Source organism: Pseudomonadota bacterium (assembly GCA_039028155.1).
Taxonomy (GTDB): Bacteria; Pseudomonadota; Alphaproteobacteria; order SP197; family SP197; genus JANQGO01.
In genome coordinates, this window is the sequence record JBCCIS010000005.1 from 134,357 (window position 1) to 154,414 (window position 20,058).

At 62.0% G+C, this 20,058-nt stretch carries 18 protein-coding genes; 12 read left to right on the top strand and 6 right to left on the bottom strand.

Annotated features, from left to right (window positions below):
* Window positions 1-56 precede the first annotated feature (56 nt).
* Window positions 57-338, bottom strand: coding sequence for an acyl carrier protein (locus AAF563_04425; protein MEM7120499.1), 282 nt, complete (start codon window positions 336-338; stop codon window positions 57-59).
* 465 nt (window positions 339-803) lie between these two features.
* Between AAF563_04425 and AAF563_04430 the strand changes: the two genes are divergently transcribed.
* The 3 genes from AAF563_04430 to AAF563_04440 all read left to right on the top strand — a co-directional run bounded on the left by AAF563_04430 (window position 804) and on the right by AAF563_04440 (window position 5,099).
* Entirely contained in the window at window positions 804-2,063 is a 1,260-nt protein-coding gene (locus AAF563_04430) for a hypothetical protein (GenBank protein MEM7120500.1), read from the top strand.
* Between the two features lie 16 nt (window positions 2,064-2,079).
* On the top strand, window positions 2,080-3,711 hold the full coding sequence (locus AAF563_04435; protein ID MEM7120501.1) for a N,N-dimethylformamidase beta subunit family domain-containing protein: 1,632 nt from the start codon (window positions 2,080-2,082) through the stop codon (window positions 3,709-3,711).
* Window positions 3,712-3,884: 173 nt separating this feature from the next.
* A complete protein-coding gene (locus AAF563_04440; protein ID MEM7120502.1) occupies window positions 3,885-5,099 on the top strand; it encodes a serine hydrolase in 1,215 nt (404 codons plus the stop codon).
* Window positions 5,100-5,133: 34 nt separating this feature from the next.
* Here AAF563_04440 and AAF563_04445 read toward each other — a convergent pair whose 3' ends face one another.
* Complete coding sequence (locus AAF563_04445; protein ID MEM7120503.1) at window positions 5,134-6,045, bottom strand: SMP-30/gluconolactonase/LRE family protein; 912 nt, start codon at window positions 6,043-6,045, stop codon at window positions 5,134-5,136.
* Between the two features lie 78 nt (window positions 6,046-6,123).
* Here AAF563_04445 and AAF563_04450 point away from each other — a divergent pair, with 78 nt between their 5' ends.
* The 3 genes from AAF563_04450 to AAF563_04460 are packed head-to-tail and all read left to right on the top strand — an operon-like array spanning window position 6,124 to window position 9,454.
* The gene (locus AAF563_04450) at window positions 6,124-7,098 is read left to right on the top strand and encodes an agmatinase (protein MEM7120504.1); all 975 of its coding nucleotides are present in this window, start codon (window positions 6,124-6,126) and stop codon (window positions 7,096-7,098) included.
* Between the two features lie 21 nt (window positions 7,099-7,119).
* Complete coding sequence (locus tag AAF563_04455) at window positions 7,120-8,682, top strand: GMC family oxidoreductase N-terminal domain-containing protein (protein ID MEM7120505.1); 1,563 nt, start codon at window positions 7,120-7,122, stop codon at window positions 8,680-8,682.
* Between the two features lie 43 nt (window positions 8,683-8,725).
* Window positions 8,726-9,454, top strand: coding sequence for a class II aldolase/adducin family protein (locus AAF563_04460; GenBank protein MEM7120506.1), 729 nt, complete (start codon window positions 8,726-8,728; stop codon window positions 9,452-9,454).
* Here AAF563_04460 and AAF563_04465 read toward each other — a convergent pair.
* Window positions 9,451-10,380: a LysR family transcriptional regulator gene (locus AAF563_04465; protein ID MEM7120507.1), complete on the bottom strand. Its 930-nt coding sequence runs from the start codon at window positions 10,378-10,380 to the stop codon at window positions 9,451-9,453. The genes AAF563_04460 and AAF563_04465 overlap by 4 nt on opposite strands.
* 135 nt (window positions 10,381-10,515) lie before the next feature.
* Between AAF563_04465 and AAF563_04470 the strand changes: the two genes are divergently transcribed.
* Complete coding sequence (locus AAF563_04470) at window positions 10,516-11,592, top strand: Ldh family oxidoreductase (protein MEM7120508.1); 1,077 nt, start codon at window positions 10,516-10,518, stop codon at window positions 11,590-11,592.
* Here AAF563_04470 and AAF563_04475 read toward each other — a convergent pair.
* Complete coding sequence (locus AAF563_04475) at window positions 11,589-12,542, bottom strand: agmatinase (GenBank protein MEM7120509.1); 954 nt, start codon at window positions 12,540-12,542, stop codon at window positions 11,589-11,591. The two genes, AAF563_04470 and AAF563_04475, sit on opposite strands and share 4 nt — an antisense overlap.
* Before the next feature lie 106 nt (window positions 12,543-12,648).
* Between AAF563_04475 and AAF563_04480 the strand changes: the two genes are divergently transcribed.
* A complete protein-coding gene (locus AAF563_04480) occupies window positions 12,649-13,725 on the top strand; it encodes a TauD/TfdA family dioxygenase (GenBank protein ID MEM7120510.1) in 1,077 nt (358 codons plus the stop codon).
* A gap of 147 nt (window positions 13,726-13,872) precedes the next feature.
* Here AAF563_04480 and AAF563_04485 read toward each other — a convergent pair whose 3' ends face one another.
* Complete coding sequence (locus AAF563_04485; GenBank protein MEM7120511.1) at window positions 13,873-14,754, bottom strand: LysR family transcriptional regulator; 882 nt, start codon at window positions 14,752-14,754, stop codon at window positions 13,873-13,875.
* Between the two features lie 206 nt (window positions 14,755-14,960).
* Between AAF563_04485 and AAF563_04490 the strand changes: the two genes are divergently transcribed.
* The 4 genes from AAF563_04490 (at window position 14,961) to AAF563_04505 (ending at window position 19,034) form a co-directional block, all read left to right on the top strand.
* Window positions 14,961-15,440 (top strand): hypothetical protein, encoded by a 480-nt coding sequence (locus tag AAF563_04490; protein ID MEM7120512.1) that lies wholly within the window; start codon window positions 14,961-14,963, stop codon window positions 15,438-15,440.
* A 44-nt stretch (window positions 15,441-15,484) separates the two neighbouring features.
* Window positions 15,485-16,912: a mercuric reductase gene (locus AAF563_04495; GenBank protein MEM7120513.1), complete on the top strand. Its 1,428-nt coding sequence runs from the start codon at window positions 15,485-15,487 to the stop codon at window positions 16,910-16,912.
* A 26-nt stretch (window positions 16,913-16,938) separates the two neighbouring features.
* Window positions 16,939-17,700, top strand: coding sequence for a TVP38/TMEM64 family protein (locus AAF563_04500; protein ID MEM7120514.1), 762 nt, complete (start codon window positions 16,939-16,941; stop codon window positions 17,698-17,700).
* Window positions 17,701-17,981: 281 nt separating this feature from the next.
* On the top strand, window positions 17,982-19,034 hold the full coding sequence (locus AAF563_04505; protein MEM7120515.1) for a TAXI family TRAP transporter solute-binding subunit: 1,053 nt from the start codon (window positions 17,982-17,984) through the stop codon (window positions 19,032-19,034).
* A 57-nt stretch (window positions 19,035-19,091) separates the two neighbouring features.
* Here AAF563_04505 and AAF563_04510 read toward each other — a convergent pair whose 3' ends face one another.
* Window positions 19,092-20,024, bottom strand: a complete 933-nt coding sequence (locus tag AAF563_04510) for a glyoxylate/hydroxypyruvate reductase A (protein ID MEM7120516.1) — start codon at window positions 20,022-20,024, stop codon at window positions 19,092-19,094.
* Window positions 20,025-20,058 lie beyond the last annotated feature (34 nt).

A 20,058-nucleotide genomic window follows, 5' to 3' on the forward strand; every position in this document is an offset into this window, starting at 1 on the left:
CGCCTTTCGTTACTCACCGCCCAGGCGGTGCAGCCCGCCAAGGATAATCGACGGCCTCAGGCCGGTTTCGCCGCGACGAACTCGTCGATATGGCGGCACAGGTTGCCGAGCACGAAGTACTCTTCGGCAGGGGTGTTCCCCTCGTTGACCTCCTCGGTCCACTGCTCGAGTGGCAGCTTGATACCGAAGGCCTTATCGATGGCGAAGGCGACATCGAGAAAATCAAGGGAATCAATCTCCAGATCGTCGATTGCATGGCTCTCGGGCGTGATGTCTTCGAGCGGCAGATCGCAGGTTTCAGAAATGATCTGGGCAACGGTGTCAAACGTTGACGACAAGGCAGGGCTCCATCGTGCTCACAGGAGGCGGCCCGACGAGCCGCACGCGCACTTGACCATAAGACTAAAGGGGGTTTGTACACGCCCACCCAGGCATGATCAATCGGCGATCACACGCTTGTGGGTGGGGATAAAAAACAAAACCTGAGAGGGGTTTAAGCCCTTTGTGCGCGCGGATCAACGGGTAGATCGATAACCCGGACAGGCCTGAATCAACAGGGCATCGTCGTTGGCCGCCGATCAGCCCCGGTGGGGTAGAGTCGCTCTTTGTAACCTGTAACTCCCGGTTAAGAAGCTAAGGCCGAATCAGAACCGTTAACAGAACCTCAGCGAGAGTTCAGGCCAAATTCACCGCCGGTTGGTATTGTGTGATCGCGAACACACTCATTGAAAGATTTATCGAATTATTTGTACAACTTAACCGAATAGGTAGACTCTATCGAAGTAATGGTTGTATCTGGCGTCATGGATGCAACTACAGACAGACATCAGTCGACGTGGCTCTGCGCTTCTGTCCTCGTCGTTGTCTATCTGATCGGCGCTGCCCTCTTCGCCGTGAACACGCCCTTTCCAACAGAGTTCGATGAACTTGCACATCTCTCCTACATCAAGGCTATGCGGGACGACCCAGCGTTCATCGCACATCAAGACCGCATCAGCCTTCTAAACGGCGACAATCTCGATGAATGGACCGACCAACAGAACTATCTGAGCCATCCGCCGGCATTCTACTCACTCGCATCGGTTCTCATCGGGGAACACATTGACCGCACCGACATCGTCGCCATCCGGATTTTCAGCGTAACGCTAGGCGCGTTCGCCATTCTCCTGGTCATCACGGCCTTGATCAGCCGCATGACAACTGATGCGGGTTTCCTTACCGGAGCTTCCCTTATGGCCTTGTGCCCGATGGCGAGCGTCGTCGCGGGCTCGGTTGGCAATGACGTGGTCTCACTGGTGGCTGGTGCCCTGGCCTTGTTGGCATCATTGAGACTGCTCGATCGCGGACCAGGCTACGGATCCGCCTTGCTGGCCGGTCTGGCATTTGTTGTCGCTGCCCTGACGAAGCTGAACGCCGGCTTGCTGGTGGGACTTTACTTGCTCGCTGTCCACGTCATCGCCATCCGCGACTGGCCGGGCTGCCAGGCCCAGTGGCTACGCCACATCATCACCGTCATCGTGTTCGGTCTGATCGGGATGTCGCCCTATCTGACGAACCTCGTCGAAATCGGCGCGGTCATTCCGGTTGACCTGTCGTCTCATGCCGCCCAGATCGCGGGCAGCGAACCGTGGAACTTCTGGCGCTATACCAAGTGGTTCGTCGAGGCCCTGGGAACGACTTGGTCAGCCTACGAGCCCGCCGACGCACTTGAACGCACGCATCTTTTGTTTTTGGTCGGCCTCAGTGTTGTCGCCTGCTGGTTCAGCCTGTCACGGACTTCTTTGTGGATTGCCGTGTCGGCGCTTGCCGCCTTGGTTGTGGTCCTGCCGATCCACCTGGCCTTTGCGTATGATCTGCATGTCGAGCGTCTGCATCTGAGTGCAGCACAGAGCCGATACTACCTTGCACTGCTGCCCATCCTCAGTTTCGCTGCCGCCGCGGCGGTCGATGGGATCCGGCAAAAGACGGTGCAACTCAGCATCGCCGGGATCGTCGTCTTTCTGTGCTTCTATGCGAGCCTTATGCCGGCTGTTGTGCGAACATTTTATCTCGGTCGGGGATAATGACGTCGGGGCACGCATGGCGAGAGATGAAGCGCGAGAGACTCCGGTCGGTGGGCCGCTCACAAACCGCAGCCTAAGGAATGTCTACGAGTGTGCCAGCAACGACCCGGGCATCCCTCAGGTCTGGGGTTATGCGGATCAGCTGAGCTATCAGTCAGGTGACACGCTTCGTCTTCACCTCAACACGTCTCTGCCGGAACTGACGATCGACATTCAGCGCGATGGCGGCACGCTGGTGGCCGTTCACGCTGTGACGGTTCCTGGGCATTTCCATGAGACGCCGTCGGACTGTTCGGTGAAGGGGTGCGATTGGCCGGTCGGCTATGACGTCGCGATACCTGAGGACTGGCCGTCAGGCGGTTACCGGATAAGGCTGTCGGCAGGCAGTGGGACCAAGGCCGTATCGAACGACCTCTGGTTCGCCTTGCGCGCTGGTCCTGACCGGCCCAAGGGCGACATCCTGCAGGTCGCCGCGACCAGTACCTGGCTGGCCTATAACGACTGGGGCGGCTCGAACCACTATGATGGCATCACCGGGCCGGGCGGTGATCAGTTCGCGCCGGAGGTCAGCACTCAGCGGCCGTGGAGTAGGGGTTTCTGCTGGCTGCCGACCGGTGCGCCGCGCACGACCCATCGCGGCATACCGGCGTTGAATGCAGTGCCGCGCTATCCGCACCTGGACTGGGCCTATGCGAACGGCTTCAGCAAGAAGTACGGGTCGGCCGGCTGGGCCAGCTATGACCGTCACTTCTACGGCTGGGCGGAGCGACAGGGCTTCTCTGTCGATATGGCGACCCAGACCGACCTGCACTACTGCCCGGACATCCTCGACGGCTATGCCTGCGTTGTCGTGGTCGGCCACGACGAATACTGGAGCTGGGCCATGCGCGATGCGATCGACGCCTATGTCGACGCGGGCGGTCATCTCGCGCGCTTTGGCGGCAACTTCCTGTGGCAGGTGCGCCTGGAGGACGAGGGACGCCGCCAGGTCTGTTACAAGTACCGCGCCCGCGATGAGGATCCGATCCGCGAGACCCAGGACTCCCATCTCCTGACCAGTGCGTGGGAGGACCCCCTGGTCGGCCGACCGGGCGCCACGACCGTTGGCCTCAATGGTCTGCGCGGAGTCTACGCAAGTTTCGGCAACTGCGTGCCGCGCGGTCCTGGCGGTTTCGTTGTCTATCGCCCCGATCACTGGGTCTTTGAGGGCGCCGATGTCTACTACGGTGACGTGTTGGGCGGGGCCTCCCACGTGTTCGGCTATGAGGTCGATGGGCTCGACTATACGATGCGCGATGGGTTGGTGTTCCCGACAGGCGAGGACGGCGCGCCCGACTCCGTCGAGGTGCAGGCGATGTCGCTGGCGACCTGTGTCGAAGGCGATCACGGCCACGAAGGTTCGGTGTTCTTTATCGGCGAGCTCGACGGTGCGTTCGCCGCCGAGATCCTCTACGGCGGGCCGTCGCCGGAAGCCGTCGACCGGACGCGCCGCGGCTCCGGCATGATCGCAACCATGACCAAAGGCAAGGGCGAGGTGTTCAACGCGGGTACCTGCGAGTGGGTCAATGGCTTGATCGAGCGCGATCACCAAATCGAGACCGTAACGCGCAACGTCCTGAACCGGGCCCTCAGTGCCGATAGCCTTTAGCCCTCGGCCACATCGCGCGTGGCGATAGTTGGTGCAGGCCGCGAAGCAATCACCTTTTGCTGCGCCGAATTTCATATCGCCAGGCTGGCATGGCAATGCGGTATGGTCCCCGGTTCAATCTCGCCCTGGGGCGCACGTACTTGGTCGCCCGGTTTGCCGGAGGATGTTGAAGGATGGTCGAACCCATGCGTTACAGCGCCGATGATGCCGCCGCGTTTCACCGGCGGGTGAGCTTGCAGAACTGGTCCGACGATCCGGACCTCATGTACTACACGTTCTTGCACCTCCAGGAGTTCTTTCCCCATGCGATGATTCACCGCAGCGGCCCGGTATCCACGTTGGACTACGCATTGCGCGATGAGGTCGCGCGTTTTCCTGTCAAAAGCAGGTTGGGCACCATGCCGATGGACGAATATGTCGACACGGCGCCGGTCAACGGTGTTGTCATTGCGCAAGGCGGCGAGATCGTTTTCGAGCGTTATCCCCGCATGCGCCCGTTCGACAAGCACCTCTTGATGTCGGTGACCAAGATCATGGTCTCCGCGCTGGTGGCGATCCTTGAAGATCGCGGCATGGTCGACGTGAAACTAGGTATCGAACACTATCTGCCTGCGCTCAGCGATTCGGCGTGGGCGGGCACGAGCGTGCTCGACGTGTTGGACATGGCGTCCGGTATCGATTGTCCAGAGGAAGGTATCCCCGACGCCTACTCAAACCCGGAACAGCCTTATTACCACTATGAGGCCAGTTTGGGGTGGTTGGCGCCGACGGAGCGGACTTGCGAGACGCCCTATGCCTATATGCCCACATTGGCGCGCGGGATAGAGGCCGGTCAGGCCTTTGAATACACCTCCGTCGACACCTTCGTGCTGAGCTGGCTTGTCGAGACGGTGACCGGCCGGCCGTTTAACGAAATCCTGAGCGATGAGATCTGGACGAAGATCGGCGCGGAGTCTGATGCGGTGATCTCGGTCTCCCGCAACGCCAACGCGCCGGCGACCCATGGCGGTATGTCGGCAACCCTGCGCGACGTGCTGCGCGTCGGGCTGCTCTTCACACCGACGGGGCGGGCGGGCACGTCCGATCCAGTTATCAGCGACAGCGCTCTCGACAAGATCCTCAACGGCGGACGCCCCGAGATCTTCATGCGCGGTTCGCTGGGGCCGGAACTGACCGAGCAGCTTGGCGAGCAGCCGCGCCACAACACCTATCAATGGGATTTCGTGATGTCCGATGGCGACTTCTTCAAGGGGGGCTATGGCGGTCAAGGCCTCTACGTGGCGCCGGAACGTGACATGGTGGTCGCATTCGTGGGAACGCCGGGACCGGACGGGCAGGAAAACCAGATGACCGCCGTCGCGCGACAGCTAAGCCTGGGCGTGTTCTGACGTTTGAACCGGTGGCGGTGTGCCGGCCAGTTGTCTAACCAGGTTCGAACACAGGGTGTCCGGCCTGACCAAGACGGATACGCAGAAACACCGTTCCGGCGCACAGGAAGAGCGTCCGTAAATCGTCGTCCCCGAAGCAGAAGTTAGCCGTTGCCTCGGGCGTCAGGACCACACCGAGCAACGTGCCCGCGGGATCGAAGGCGTGCACGCCGCCCGGGCCCGTGCACCAAACGTTGCCCACTGCATCGACCTTCATGCCGTCGGGATAGCCCACGTCCAACGTGCCGTCGAGATTGGAGGTTTCGGCGAAGATGGCGCCACCGGAAAGGGCGCTGTCTGTGGCGACGTCAAAGACGCGGATGTGCTCGCGCTCGCTGTCGTTGATGTAGAGCTTTTGTTTGTCGGGCGAAAAACAAAGGCCGTTCGGCCCTTCGAAATCGTCGGCGACGAGGTGCAGTGAACCCGCCGGATCGATGCGGAACACGCCCTGAAACGGCAGAGCGGGTTCACGTTCGATGCCCGTGTGATCGCCGCGCCCATACAGGGGATCGGTGAACCATATGGCGCCGGACTCATCGACCACGATGTCGTTCGGGCTGTTCAACTCCGAACCCTGCCATCTGTCGGCAAGCACGGTGATCGTGCCGTCGTGCTCGCAACGCGTGACGCGGCTAGTCGCGTGCTCGCACATGATCAATCGGCCCTCGCGATCGTAGACCATGCCGTTTGTCATGTCCGACGGGTCGCGCAGCGTGGTCAGTTCGCCAGTATCGACCGACCATCGATGTACCCTGTTCGACGGGATATCGCTGAAGGTGATGTGACGCAGCGTGGGGTGCCAGAGCGTGCCTTCGGTAAAGCGAAAGCCTTGGGCCAGCGTTTCAAGCCCTTGGGTTTGGTCGATCATCTGACCAAACCGATCGTCGACGATACGGAATGCTGTCATGGTTCGCAGCATAACGGATCGTTTCCCATTCTCCAGTTGTCATCCTAGTCTTGTGACTTCGTAAACAGGGGGGGCACGATGCAAATCAACATGCAGGGGCGGCCAGACCGTCAAAACCAACCATTCGTCGGTGTCCCGACATTCCTGCGGTGCGACTATTGCGACGATATCGCGACGTTGGATGCCGACATCGCGGTGCTCGGCGTGCCGACTGACGAAGGCTCGCCATTCATGGCGGGATCACGCTTCGCGCCGCGCTCGATCCGTGAGCACTCGCTGCGCTTCGATGCTGGTGGTTACTACGACATCAACACCGATAAACACTATCTGACGTGGGAGCTGCAGAACCGGCGTATTGTCGATGTCGGCGACGTCGATGTCTTGCCGACCAATGTCGAAAAGACGTTCGATTTCATCACCGCCGATGTCGAAGCGATTCTCGACCGCGGCGCCGTGCCGGTCATCATCGGCGGCGACCACGCGATCACCTACCCGATCGTGCGCGCGTTTTCGGAACCTATCCATGTCCTGCATTTCGACGCGCACATGGACTATGCGCCCTTCGTCCATGACCTCCGGTTCACCAACGGCCACGCGTTCCGGCACATCAAGCCGATGCCGCATGTGTTGAGCCTGACGCAGATCGGCATCCGCAGTCTCAGAAGCTCCGCTGAGCAGTTCTCCGACGCCAAGTCCGAAGGCAGCCGTATCGTCACCATGGGTGAGATCTATGAGCACGGCCCGCAAGGTTTTGTCGAGACCTTGCCCAAGGGTGAGAAAGTCTACGTCTCCATTGATGTCGACGTCTTCGACATGCCGCTCATTCCCGGCTGCGTCTCGGCCGAGCCCAACGGCATGACCTATGCCGAACTGCGCGACATCCTGCGCGCGATCGCCGCGCACATGCAGGTCGTCGGTTTTGACTTCGTCGAAGTCAACCCGCAACTCGACGTGGGAACCGGCATCACGTCCTATCTGGGCGCCCACACCATGCTGGAGTTTCTGGGCGCGATCTGCGATCAGCCGGGCTGGGCCGAGCGCGTCGGCCGCTAGGACCTCGGGTCTCCCAGCGCCGTGGCATATGACTATGTCATTGTCGGTGCGGGGACAGCCGGTTGCGTTTTGGCGGCGCGGCTGAGCGAATACGACGCGGCCTCTATCTGCCTGCTGGAGGCAGGCGGCCCGGCGAGCGATCCCCGCATCGCCGACCCCGCCCAATGGCCGTCTCTGCAGGGATCTGCGATTGACTGGCGATTCGAGACCGAACCTCAGGTCCACAGCGCCGGGAGGCGCCATGCCTGGCCGCGCGGCCGTGTGATCGGCGGATCCAGCGCGCTTCACGCCATGGCGCATGTACGCGGTCACCCCAGCGATTTCGAGGGTTGGGTCGCCGACGGTTGCGATGGCTGGGGTTACGCCGATCTCATGCCCTACTTCATCCGTTCCGAGAACTCCGATGATCCAGGGTCCGCCTACCATGGCGATAGCGGCCCGATCACGTTGATCAGGCCGGACAAACCGCATCCGCTGACGATGTGTTACATGGCAGCCGGCGAGAGTCTCGGTATCGCGCCGACCAGCGACCACAACGGGCCATGCATGATCGGCCCCACGTTGAACACGCTGACGATTGCCGACGGCAAGCGGCAGAGTGTCGCCGATGCCTATCTGAGGCCGGCGATCGATCGTCCCAACCTTCATGTCCGGACAGGGTGTCTTGTCGACCGAGCTGTGTTCGACGGTGCCAACCGATGCACGGGTGTCGCGGTTCTTGAGGACGGCGAGGGACGTATGATCGAAGCCGATCGGGCGGTCATTCTGTGCGGTGGTGCCATCGGTTCGCCGGTCATCCTGTCACGCTCGGGCGTCGGTCCGGCCATACACCTTCGTTCTCTGGGCATTGATATGGTGGCCGACCTGCCAGGGGTCGGCGAGAACCTGCACGATCACCTGCTCTCTGGTGGCAATCTTTACCGCGCTAAACGGCCGGTGCCGGCGAGCCATTATCAGCATTCGGAATCGCTGATGTACATCGACAGCGGCAGCAGTGGGGTGCCGGAGGTCGCGCTTGCCTGTGTCGTCCTGCCGGTGGTGACCGAGTGTTTCGAGGCCCCGCCCGTGGGCGAGGCTTACACGATCATGTTCGGATTTACCCATCCCAAAAGCCGGGGTCGATTGGAGCTCACATCGGCGGATCCGCTTCTCCCTCCGCGGATCGATCCCAACTATCTGGCCGAGGAGGCCGATCGCGAGGCCTATCTGCATGCGCTCGACAGGGCGCGGGTGGTGGGCGCGGCGGCATCCCTTGACGACTGGCGCGATGTTGAACTTCTGCCCGCCGCATCCGTCCGCAGCCGCCAAGACCGCCTGGCCTTCTTGGCGCAGGCCGCCTTCACCCATCACCATCCGGTCGGGACTTGCCGCATGGGTGGCGGCGAGCCGGCAGTCGTCGGTCCGAATCTTGCGGTGCGCGGTGTTGAAGGACTCTATGTCATCGACGCCTCGGTCATGCCGTCGATTACCGCAGGGCCTGTGAACGCGGCTGTCGTGGCGATTGCCGAGCGGGCGAGCGATCTCTTGCGCGGCCTGGCGCCGCTGCCGCCATTCGATCCACGTGACATCGGCGCCGGGCAGTAGCAAGCTCTAACCCAGCGTCTCTTCACCTCAGTGGAACAAGGTCATGCAGAACAGCCGCGAGTTAGAGGCACGCCGCGATCTTGCCGCGGCCCACCGCCTGGCGGTGCGCGACGGCTTGAACGAAGGCACGTGGAACCATTTCAGCGTGATGTCGCCAGACGATCCCGACGTCATGTTGATCTCGCCGGGCTACGTGCACTGGTCCCAGGTCACCGCCAGCAATCTAGCCGCCGTCGGGCCCGACGGCGAACCGGTGTCGGGCGAGACCCGGCCGACGGTCGCCGGATGGATCATCCACTACCCAGTGCATCAGGCGGTGCCGGAGGCCAAGTGCCTGATGCATGTTCACGCGCCCTATATCACCGCCTTGTCGATGAAGAAGGACGTGCGCCTCGACACCTGTTCGTCGCAACAGGCGGCTCAGTTTCATGACGACGTCGCCTATTTCGAAGTCTATGACGGTCTGTTGAACTCCGAGGACGAGGGCAAGCGCATGGCCCATGCCATGGGCGACAAGCGGGTCTTGATGATGCGCAACCACGGCGCCATGGTCGCTGGCCCCGACGTCGCCAACACCTATGTCGATCTCTATCAGCTCGAGCGCGCCTGCATGTATCAGGTATTGGCTATGAACGGCGGTGGTGACCTGGCCCAGATCCCCGACGATGTCGCCAAGGCGATGGCGGCGCAGGCGCGCGACGGCCACAGCGAACAGCACTTTGGCGCCATGCGTCGATTGATCGATGCCAAGGAACCGGACTACGCGACCTAGCGTTCCGTCTGTTGTTCCGTTACGGCTTGGTCAAGACAGGTCAGAAGCAGGCTGATAGCGATCGTTTTTTCTTCATGGGCCAGTGTGATCGCCTGAAATGGAATGGTGTAGTGCAGTCGCGAACCGTTGAGCGCCGTCATGGTGCCGCGATCGGTAAAGATGCTGCCGTAGCTTTCGGGTAAGAACCCGAGATAACCGCCTGTCAGGATCAGCGTTGCTAGGCCTTCGAGGTCATTGGCGTATGCACTTGGCCGGACTTTGAGGTCGGCAAGCGTTGCCGAAAAGCCGGAGTCATAGGAAAGCGCTGCGAAGTCTTGGGATCTGACGGCTGCCAGCGTGGGGCGCGTGGTTTTCGACGCGCCCAGTGGATGGCGCAATCCGCAGTAAAGCAAGTCCAACTCATCGTAGAGATGTCGGTAAAAGAACCCCTTCTTGCGCGCGAGAACGGGTTTCAGGCCTAAATGGCAGCGTCGGTTGATGAGATCCGACTCCATGTCTTCCGGTGACACCTTGCGAAGCGAGACGGTGACCCCTGGTGCCTTCTTCAGGAACTGCGCGATGGCGCCAGGCAGGTCGAACGCCGGATTGGGCACGGTGGCGTCGGCAACGGCCACAATGACCGTCCCGGCGATCTCCTGATGGATCTCGTGAATGTGTCGGCGAAAGTTCTCGATCGACACCATCAGATCGCCGGCACGCTCCAGGACCACGCGGCCTTCTTCGGTCAGGCGAAATCCCGCCGGCCCACGCTCGCACAGGCGAAGATTGAGACGTGTCTCGAGGTCGCTCAATTGTCGGCTTATTGTTGACCGGCCGACATTCAAAGCGTTTTCCGCGGCACTGACGCCGCCACACTCCGCGACCGTTCGAAACACCCGCAAGAGATGCAAGTCGACGTCGCCTATATGGCCGGAGAAGCGCACCATGCAACGGTCCCCATTGTCGGGTCCTCTATCTGGAATGTTTCATAACTATACACGCAATAGCATCAATGTTGCGGTTCTTTTCAGGACGGCGCCAAAGTAGTTTCGAAGCGACGTCTTGGGAACGGGAGATAAGCCATGCTCAACACCACCAGCCGACCCGTGAAGATCGATGTGCTGCGGGCCTTCATGGAGGACATCCTGCGCGCTGTCGGATTCGATGACGAAACCGCGGGAACACTTGCCGACATCCACCTGGAATCCGATCTGCGTGGCGTCTACGTGCAGGGCTTCAACCATCTGATCAACACCCATGTGCAGAAGTACATGGCCGGTAAGGCTGACCCCAGCGCCAAGCCGGTGGTCGCCAAGGAGGGGCCGAGCTATGCATTGATCGACGGCAAGCGCGGACCCGGCCCGATCGCCGTCTTGAAGGCCTGCGACGTCGCCGTTGAGAAGGCCAAGGAGACCGGCACAGCCATCGTCGGCGTTTATCACAGCCACGACGCCTTTCAGGCCGGCCTCTACGCCGAACGCATCGCGCGTCACGACCTCGTCGGCATGATCTTCTCCGACGACAACGTGCCGGTCGTCCATCCGCTCGGCGGGACCCAGCCAATCATCGGCAGCAACCCGCTCGCTTGCGCTGTGCCGTCTACCGGCGATCCGTTCCTGACCGACTTCACGCCATGCGTCACCCTGCCGACCTACGTACGTTACTCCCAACGCTATGAAGCCCAGATGGACGAGGGCCTGGTGGCTGACGCCGACGGTAACCCGACCACCGATCCGTTCCAGGTCTGCACCGGTATTGGCCACACCCTGGATATCGGGGCAATCAATCCTGGCGGCAGCAAGGGCTATGGTCTCCTGTTGATGATCGACTTCCTGTCGGGCGCCCTGGTCGGCGCTGATATGGGGCTGGACCACATCACCAAGAAGGACGCTCATAAGGGGCATCTGCTGATCGCCATCGATCCCAACATCTTCGGCGATGCCGAGACGTTCAAAGCCGCCGTGACCGCGCGCATGGAAGCGATCCGCGCGTCGAAGAAGGCGCCGGGCGTTGACGCCATCCGCATTCCCGGCGAAGGCAGCTTTGCGCGCCGCAAGAAGGCGTTGGAGACCGGCGAGGTCCAGATCGACCGCCTGTGCTGGGACGACAGCCTGAAGCTCGCTCAGGAGCTCGGCATCACTCCGCCAAACATCGACTAGTCGTAGTAGCCGGCCCTGACCGTCGCGCCGATGAAGTTGCAGATTAGGCGTTCGGCATAGATCAGCGTCAGATCGCGCACGTCGTGGCTGGGCGCGATCTCGACCAGATCCATGCCCAGGACGCGGCCCTTCTTCACCAGTCCATGGAGCAGTTTGTGCATCTGTTCCCACGTCACACCGCCCGGCGTTGGCGACATGACCGCCGGCATGATAGTCGGATCCAAACCGTCCGCATCAATGGTCAGGTAATAGGGGCCGCCATCGGGAATGCGGTCGAGCACCGCCTGCATCCCCATATCGTGTAGCTCATAGGCCGTGATCATGTCGCAGCCATAGTCGCGTGCGTCGTCGACTTCGCCCTGTCGCGCGCTGCCGATGCCGCGCAAGCCGATCTGGACGATATCGCCGAACCAGTCCATTTCAGACGCTCGACGAATCGGGCTTGAGTACCCGTCGGTCACGCCGTTCACGTCGTGGCGCCAGTCCAGGTGGGCGTCGACATGGACGAGCGTGATGGGCCCATGGTTCTCCAGCGCACGCATGACCGGGATCGGAATGCCGTGGTCACCGCCGATGGTCACCAACACCGCGCCCGCATCGAAAATCCTGCGCGCGGCAGCCTCTGCCCGTTTGTAATGGAGGGCCGCGTCATAGGCATCAGCGGTCACGTTGCCGCAGTCGACGACCTTGATACTCCGGTTGTCCAGTAACGGGCCGCCGAGGTCCCAGTCATAGTGATTCAGCGTGTAACTCACATCCATGGCGGCTTGGCGCAGTGCGTCGGGCGCCCGGCTCTGATCGTTCGCCTGTTCCGGTGGCGAATAGGGCATGCCAAAGGGAATGCCCAGGATCGCGATGTCGGCGTCAAGTTTGTCGAGGTCGAGAGCAAGCGGAAAGTCGAGGAAGGTCGCGCACGGCTTGCCGGGCGCTTGGGTCAGGGTGTCGGTCATGGCGTCTCGTCTATTGGTTGGCACGTGAGGTAACCACAGCATGACCGCCCGGCGCCTAGAAGGCGACTCAGTTTACCTATTGGACATTTGCGGGCATCGTTAGGCCATGGCGACCCCCAGCATACTCGGCGGTCCGGCCGCGTGGCACGGCCGGGATCTCATGCTGGAGCGTGACTGGATACGCCCATTGTCGCCGGTCGCGCTCAGTGAGCTGGACGACGCGGTCACCGCGCTACACAGACGCCCTGCCGTGCTCCAGGATCTGAAACGTGGCGACTTTGCCTTCACCCGTCTCGCCATTGAATTGGCTGAGGCCGCCGACGAACTTGAAAACGGGCGTGGTGTTGTCAAGCTCACCGGCGTGCCGGTCGAGCGTTACGACGATGCCGATTTGCGCCGCCTGTTCTGGGGTCTCGGCCTTAACCTGGGCACGCCGGTTTATCAGAACGCCCATGGCGAAGTGATGGGGCTGATATGTGACGAGGGCGCGGAGGTTGGTGCCAAGCGCGGCCAGATGGTCGACAGAGATGGCGGCACGTTTTTGTCGTCGCGTGCCCGGGCGCAATCGACGCAGTTGCTGCGCTGGCACACCGACCGTACCGATGTGGTTGGTCTTCTGTGCGCCGGCGAGGCGGCCGAAGGCGGCACCAGCCGCGTCGCCAGCGCCGTCGCCATCCATGACGAAATGGTGCGCCGGCGCCCCGATCTCGCGGCTGTCCTCTACGACGACATCATGCGCAGCCGGCTGGGCGAGGAAGCTGGCGGTGTCGATGCGACCTATGCGTTGCCTGTGTTCGGCGTCCATGAGGGCCGGTTCTCCAGCCACTACTCCAGGACTTATGTCGAGGCCGCCCAGAACCTCGCCGGCGTGCCGACGATGCGCGACGACCAGTGGGCGGCGCTCGATCTTCTGGCCGAGCTGGGCGAGGAAATGTGTTTCGAGATGGAGCTGAAGAAGGGCGACATCCAGTTCCTCAACAACCACGTCATCTATCATGCCCGCGGCGCGTTCCGGGATGACCCGGCGGCCGGGCAAATCCGCCGCCTGTACCGCCTCTGGCTTGCTATGCCCAACAGTCGAGAGTTGCCGCCCGGCTACGACGTTCTCTTCGGCAGCCGCGAAGCCGGCGCGATTCGCGGCGGTATCCTGCAGGCAGACGACGGACGTCGCGCGCCGATGTAAGCTAGTTTGCGCCGTTGCCGGCCCACTCGCCCGCCCGGCCACCCCGAGGATGCTGCCATGGGTGGCCTCGGCGAAAACGCCTCTCGGCGTTTTGCCCCGGAGGAGGGGAGTGGGCTGTTGCCGCCGTCGCATGAGCGACACAACACCCTACAACGCGCTCGCCCAGTCGTGGCGGCGCGCCAGGCGCGTGAAGGTCTCGACCGTCGGCGTGTGGCGCCGCCCGGCGACGGTCAGCATGTGCACTGTGCGCGTCACCTCCGGTTCGACCAGGAGACGGGTCGTGATATCCGACATCATCGGCATGGACTCCGGCATGATTGAACATCCCATGCCGGCCTTGACCAGGGACTGGATCCAATCTTCGCGCCCGCTGCTGTAGCGAATGATCGGGCTGCCGCCCCAATCGCCGTCAAGCGCATCGAAGAAACTCTCGAACTCGCAGTTCAGGCGCTCCAGATAGGGTTCGCCAGCGAGTTCGGCGACGGGCACCGCGTTCATGCGGGCGAAGCGGTGATCTTTGGGAACGGCGACAACATAACGTTCGGAAAAGAGCGGCGTGGCGTCGATACGCTCGGGGTATGCGGCCAGGCCCGCCACCGCGATATCGATGTCACCATCCATCAGGCTGGCCACGACATCCTCGCCCGATGATTCGTGAAGCTTGAGATCAAGGGTCGGCAGTTCGTCTTCCAACTGACGCAGGATGGGGATCAGCCGGCGCGGTCCTACGGTGCACATGACCCCCAGCTTCAGCGGCGCCTTCTTGCGGGTGCGGAACGCTACCGCGTCCTTGGTCGCGCGCTGGGCCGATTCGACGACCTGCTCCAAGTGAGGCTTCATCATGCGGCCCAAATCAGTCAGGTGGGTCCGGGCCCGCTCGCGGCGGAACAGCTCGCCGCCCAGTTCATCTTCCAGCTTTTTGATCGCCTTGGTCAGCGACGGCTGGGCGACGTGGCACTGCTCTGCCGCGCGCGTGAAGTTGAGCGTCTCGCATACCGCCAGAAAATAGCGGGCCTGATGCATTTCCATGGGTGTTCTACTCCGTTGCCACCGACTGGTCCGTTCGCCCCACATGGCGATTCAGACGGCCAATCGCATCACTGATAACGGCGCGATCAAGCCCACGTTATGACCTTTGATAGCCCCAGGCTATTGAATTGAGGCCGACCCGATATTTCATCTTCGGCACAGCCACACCGATATCCCGACCACACTCAAAACTACTGGAGCTACCGATGTCCCTGCTTTCCCGCGCCGCCCATATGACGGCTTTTTCCACCGGCCTGCTGCTTGCCGCCAGCGCCGGTTCGGCCCAGGCCGCCGAAGATGTGACGGTTATCGAACTGACCCAGACCGGCTGCCAATTCATTGAGTCCGAAGGCAACATCGATCACGGCTATACGCCGACCGCCAAGGCCGACTGCGAAGAGATCAACGCTCAGACCGAGGGCGAGCGGATTGGCGACGACAACACGCTACACCTGAAGCCCGGCAAGTACGTCTTCCGCGTCACCAACACCGACGTTCCCTACATGCTCGGTTTCTACCTGCGTTCCGAGAGCGTGATCGACCGCCCCTTCCTGCCGTCCGTCTCCGGTGGCGGTCTGCACGAGGGTGTCACCCAGGACTATGAAATCGAGCTGACGGAAGGCGAGTACGTCTACTCCTGCCCGCTCAACATCACGCCCGACTACAAGTTGGTCGTCGAAGGCTAAGCGACGGCCTCGGCAAACTCTCGAACCTTGGGATCATGAAGACCATGTCACAGACCATTACGACAGATGTCTGCGTCATCGGTGCCGGGTCGGGCGGCCTTTCGGTTGCCGCCGGTGCCAGCCAGATGGGTGCCGATGTCGTGCTGATCGAAAAGCACAAGATGGGCGGCGACTGCCTGAACTACGGCTGCGTGCCCTCAAAGTCCCTGCTGGCCGCGGCCAAGGCGGCCCAGGCTGTGCGCAAGAGCGACCGATTCGGCGTCAACGGTCATGAGCCCGAAATCGACTTTGCCGCGGTGCACGATCACGTCCACGGCGTCATCAAGGCCATCGAACCGAACGACTCCGTCGAGCGATTCGAGGGTCTTGGCGTCAAGGTCATCCAGGGCGCCGGCCGTTTCACCGGTCCTCGCGAGGTCACCGTCGGCGATCAGGTCATCCGCGCCAAACGCTTCGTTATCTCGACCGGCTCGCGCGCTGTCGCACCGGCGATCCCCGGTCTGGACAACGTTTCCTACTTCACCAACGAGACGATCTTTGATCAGACCAGTTGTCCTGAACATCTGATCGTCATCGGCGGTGGTCCTATCGGCTGCGAGATGGCCCAGGCCCATCACCGGCTTGGCGCCCACGTTACGGTGCTTGAGCGCAGTCAGATCTTGCCCAAGGACGATCCCGATGCGGTCGCCGTCGTGCGCAAGCGTCTGATCGACGAAGGCGTTGATCTGCGTGAGGGCGCCGGCATTGTCCGCGTTGACAAGGACGGGAACGGCGTTGCCGTCACCCTGACCGATGGTGACGGTGAAGAGCGCATCACCGGCAGTCATCTGCTGGTTGCCGCCGGCCGCCAACCCAACCTGGATGGCCTGGACCTTGAGAAGGCCGGTGTCGAGTATGAGCGGCGCGGCATCAAGGTGGATGACCGTCTGCGTTCGACCAACAAACGCGTCTATGCCATCGGTGACGCGGCGGGTGGGTATCAGTTCACCCACATGGCGGGCTATCACGCCGGTATCGTCATACGAAACATCTTGTTCCGTCTGCCGGCCAAGGTCGACACCAAGGCGGTGCCCTGGGTCACCTACACCGACCCCGAACTGGCCCATGTCGGTCAGAACGAGGCTGTCGCCCGCGACCGCTTGGGCGACAAGGTCCGCACGGTTACCTGGTCGTTCGACGAGAACGACCGCGCCCAGGCAGAGCGCGCGACCGACGGTTTCATCAAGGTCGTGACCGATGCCAAGGGCCGGGTGTTGGGCGCCACCATCGTCGGCTTGAACGCCGGCGAGCTTATCCAGCCGTGGGTCCTGGCAGTCGGTCAGGGCATGAAGATCGGCGCCATGGCGTCGATGATCGCGCCTTATCCGACCTTGTCGGAGGTTTCCAAACGGGCCGCTGGCGCCTGGTACACGCCCCAGCTCTTTTCCGAACGGACACGCAAGGTCGTTCGCCTGCTACAGCGCCTGGGCTGAGACCCGGGCCAGCGGAGGAGATTGTTATGACCACGTCGCACGAAACCGTAAGCCCGGTGTCGCATGCCGCCAAGATCGGCGGGTTGGTCAAGCGCTGGCTGCCGGCCATCGTCTTGGTTGGCGCGATCGGCGCCGCGTTCGCCCTGGGCCTCGACAAGTACCTGACGCTCGATGCGTTGCGCGAGCATCGCTTCGAACTGCAGGCTTTCGTGGCCCAGAACGAGCTGGCCGCCATCGCGCTTTTCGTCCTGATCTATGCGGTCTCGACAGCGCTATCGCTGCCGGGCGCGACGATCCTGACCATCGCAGGCGGCTTCCTGTTCGGCATCTGGTTCGGCACCGCCTATGCCGTCATCGGCGCGACGATAGGCGCTACCGGTGTGTTCCTGGTCGCGCGCACGGCGATCGGCCAGTCATTGCGGCAGCGGGCGGGCCCGTGGTTCTCGAAGATGGAAGACGGTTTTCGCGACAACGCGCTCAGCTACATGCTGGTGCTCCGGCTGGTGCCGCTGTTCCCGTTCTTCGTCGTCAACCTGGTGCCGGCTTTCATGGGTATTTCGCTGCGCGTCTACGTCCTGGCGACCCTGATCGGCATCATCCCCGGCGCGTGGGTTTATGCTTCGGTCGGCGCTGGGCTGGGCAGCATCTTTGACAGCGCCGAGGAGGTTTCGCTGGGCAGCGTTCTGACGCCTGAACTGATCGCGGCCCTGGTCGGCCTTGCGCTGCTGTCACTCGCGCCGGTTGTCTACAAAAAGATCAAACGTCGACGCATTGCGGATCATGGTTAGATGGAACCGTTTGGCGGTTCCATCCGACCATGTGAATCCGCTCTCCATCTATGAGTAGAGCAGATTCACCTGTCTTGACGACATCGCGAAGCGATTTCATCAACGCAGGATCTGCTCTAAGTGATCTTGTTCACGATTTTCTGAGGTGGGACGGCGATTTAGCGCCGTCCCACCTTTGATTCTGCCTTCCCTTTGTCATGATTGTTCCGTACCAAGGGATGGTGGCTTGGTGCCGATTTGCGCCGGCCACGATCCGTAACTCCGAGCGAAGGCGCTGTGACGTGGGCAATGCGTCGAAACAGGACGTCACCCGCCGCCGGACCCTAGGCCTCTTGGCCGGTGGCGCCGGTACCGTCCTCGCGCCCTGGTCGGCCCCGGCTCTTGCTCAGGACACGACCTTTTTTCGCATCGGCACCGGCAGCACGGGCGGTACCTATTACCCGGTCGGCTCGGTCGTCGCGAACGTCATTTCCAAGCCGCCGGGGTCACGGGAATGCGGCAAGGGCGGCAGTTGCGGCGTGCCCGGCCTGGTGGCGGTCGCGCAAGCCACGGACGGGTCGATCGCGAACGTCGAGGCGATCAACGCGGGGACGCTCGAATCAGGGTTCTCCCAGTCCGATATCCTGTTCTGGGCCTATAACGGCAACGGCATCTTTGCCGATCAGGAACCGCTCGGGAATCTGCGGCTGATCGCCAACCTCTATCCGGAGGTCGTGCAGATCGTCGTGCGAAAGGGCGCCGGGATTACCTCGGTTGAGGAACTTGCCGGCAAACGCGTGTCACTGGACGCGCCGGGGTCGGGCACGCTGGCTGATGCCCGCATCATCCTTGGCGCTTATGGTCTTACCGAGAACGACTTTGATGCGATCTATCTGCAGTCGCCCCAGGCCATGAGCCTGATGCGCGATGGCGAGCTCGACGCGTTCTTTATCGTCGCCGGCGCGCCGACCGTATCGGTGTCGCGCTTGATCGCCGACGACGTCGCGACGCTGCTGCCGATCATCGACCAGCGCGCGATCGAAATCGTTATCGTCTATCCGTTCTTTTCCCTCTCCGCGGTTGCCTATCCGGAGACCGATATCGTTCCGACGCTCAGCGTCGGCGCCCAATGGGCGGTATCGGCGACCATTGATGACGAATTGGTCTATGGCATCACGAGCGCGCTGTGGAACGAACATAGCCGCGAGATCTTGGATGCCGGTCATCCAGTCGCCTCGGAGATCTCATTGCGCAATGCGCTGAAGGGAGCCGGCATTCCCCTGCACTCGGGAGCGCGGCGCTATTACGAGGAGATCGGCCTCGACGTCTCGCAAGTGCCGCTCGTCGGCGCCTGAGCGGCCTTAGTCTCGATCAGCTTCCGCTCACGGGGCCGGTGAAACAAACCGAACAAATCAGTACCCGCGATCCATATCAACCAGATTGAGCAGAGGGCGACCGTCCTTCATGCGCCGGTAGTTTTCGGCAATTTGCGGCGCGCACGTCTCGGCGATCGTGAGCGCCGCGACATGGGGGAAGGTCAGGATGCGTGGATGGAACCAGAAGGGATGGTCGGGCGCCATCGGTTCCTGAGTTTGGACATCCAGCGTGGCGCCGGCGATATGGCCGCCGTCGATGGCCGCAATCAGGTCGGACTCGACAATATGGGCGCCGCGCGCGCCGTTGACGATGAAGGCGCCCGGCTTCATTTGGGCGAGTGTCTCGGCGTTCAAGATGCCACGGGTCTCGTCGGTCAGCGGCAGGAGACAGACCACGATGTCGCAGCCAGCCAAGAACGCCGTCAGTTGATCAGCCCCGTGAAAGCACTGGACGCCTTCGATGTCCTTAGGCGATCTGCTCCAACCGGTGACCTGGTAACCCATGGGTAAGAGGGCACGCGCAACGCTGCCGCCGAGTTCGCCAAGGCCGAGCACGCCGACCGTCACGGCTGCCGGCGGCGCGACATCGATTTCTTCATACCGGCGCTCGCGATGCAGCGTGCGATAGTCGTCCCATCGCCTGTGGTGGTTTAAGACGGCCATGACACACCAAGCCGTCATCTGGCTCGTCATCGATGGGTCAACCAGGCGCGTCAACGGCACACCTTCGGGCAGATGGTGGCGTTCGCCAACCAGATGGTCGACGCCGGCGCCCAGAGAGGAGATCAGCTTCAGGTTGGGGAACGTTTTCAGCTGGTCGAGCGCCACGTGCCAGATCAGCGCCATCTCGATGTCGGCGGGATCACCGATTTCCGGATAGATGCGAAACTCGACATCGGGCAGGTGCTGGCGCATCAGGCTCTCCCAATGTTCGCCGTTCTCCCAACCGCTCATGTAGAGCATCGCCATGGCCGGTCACTCCCGCGTTTGCCGTTGGCGCGGA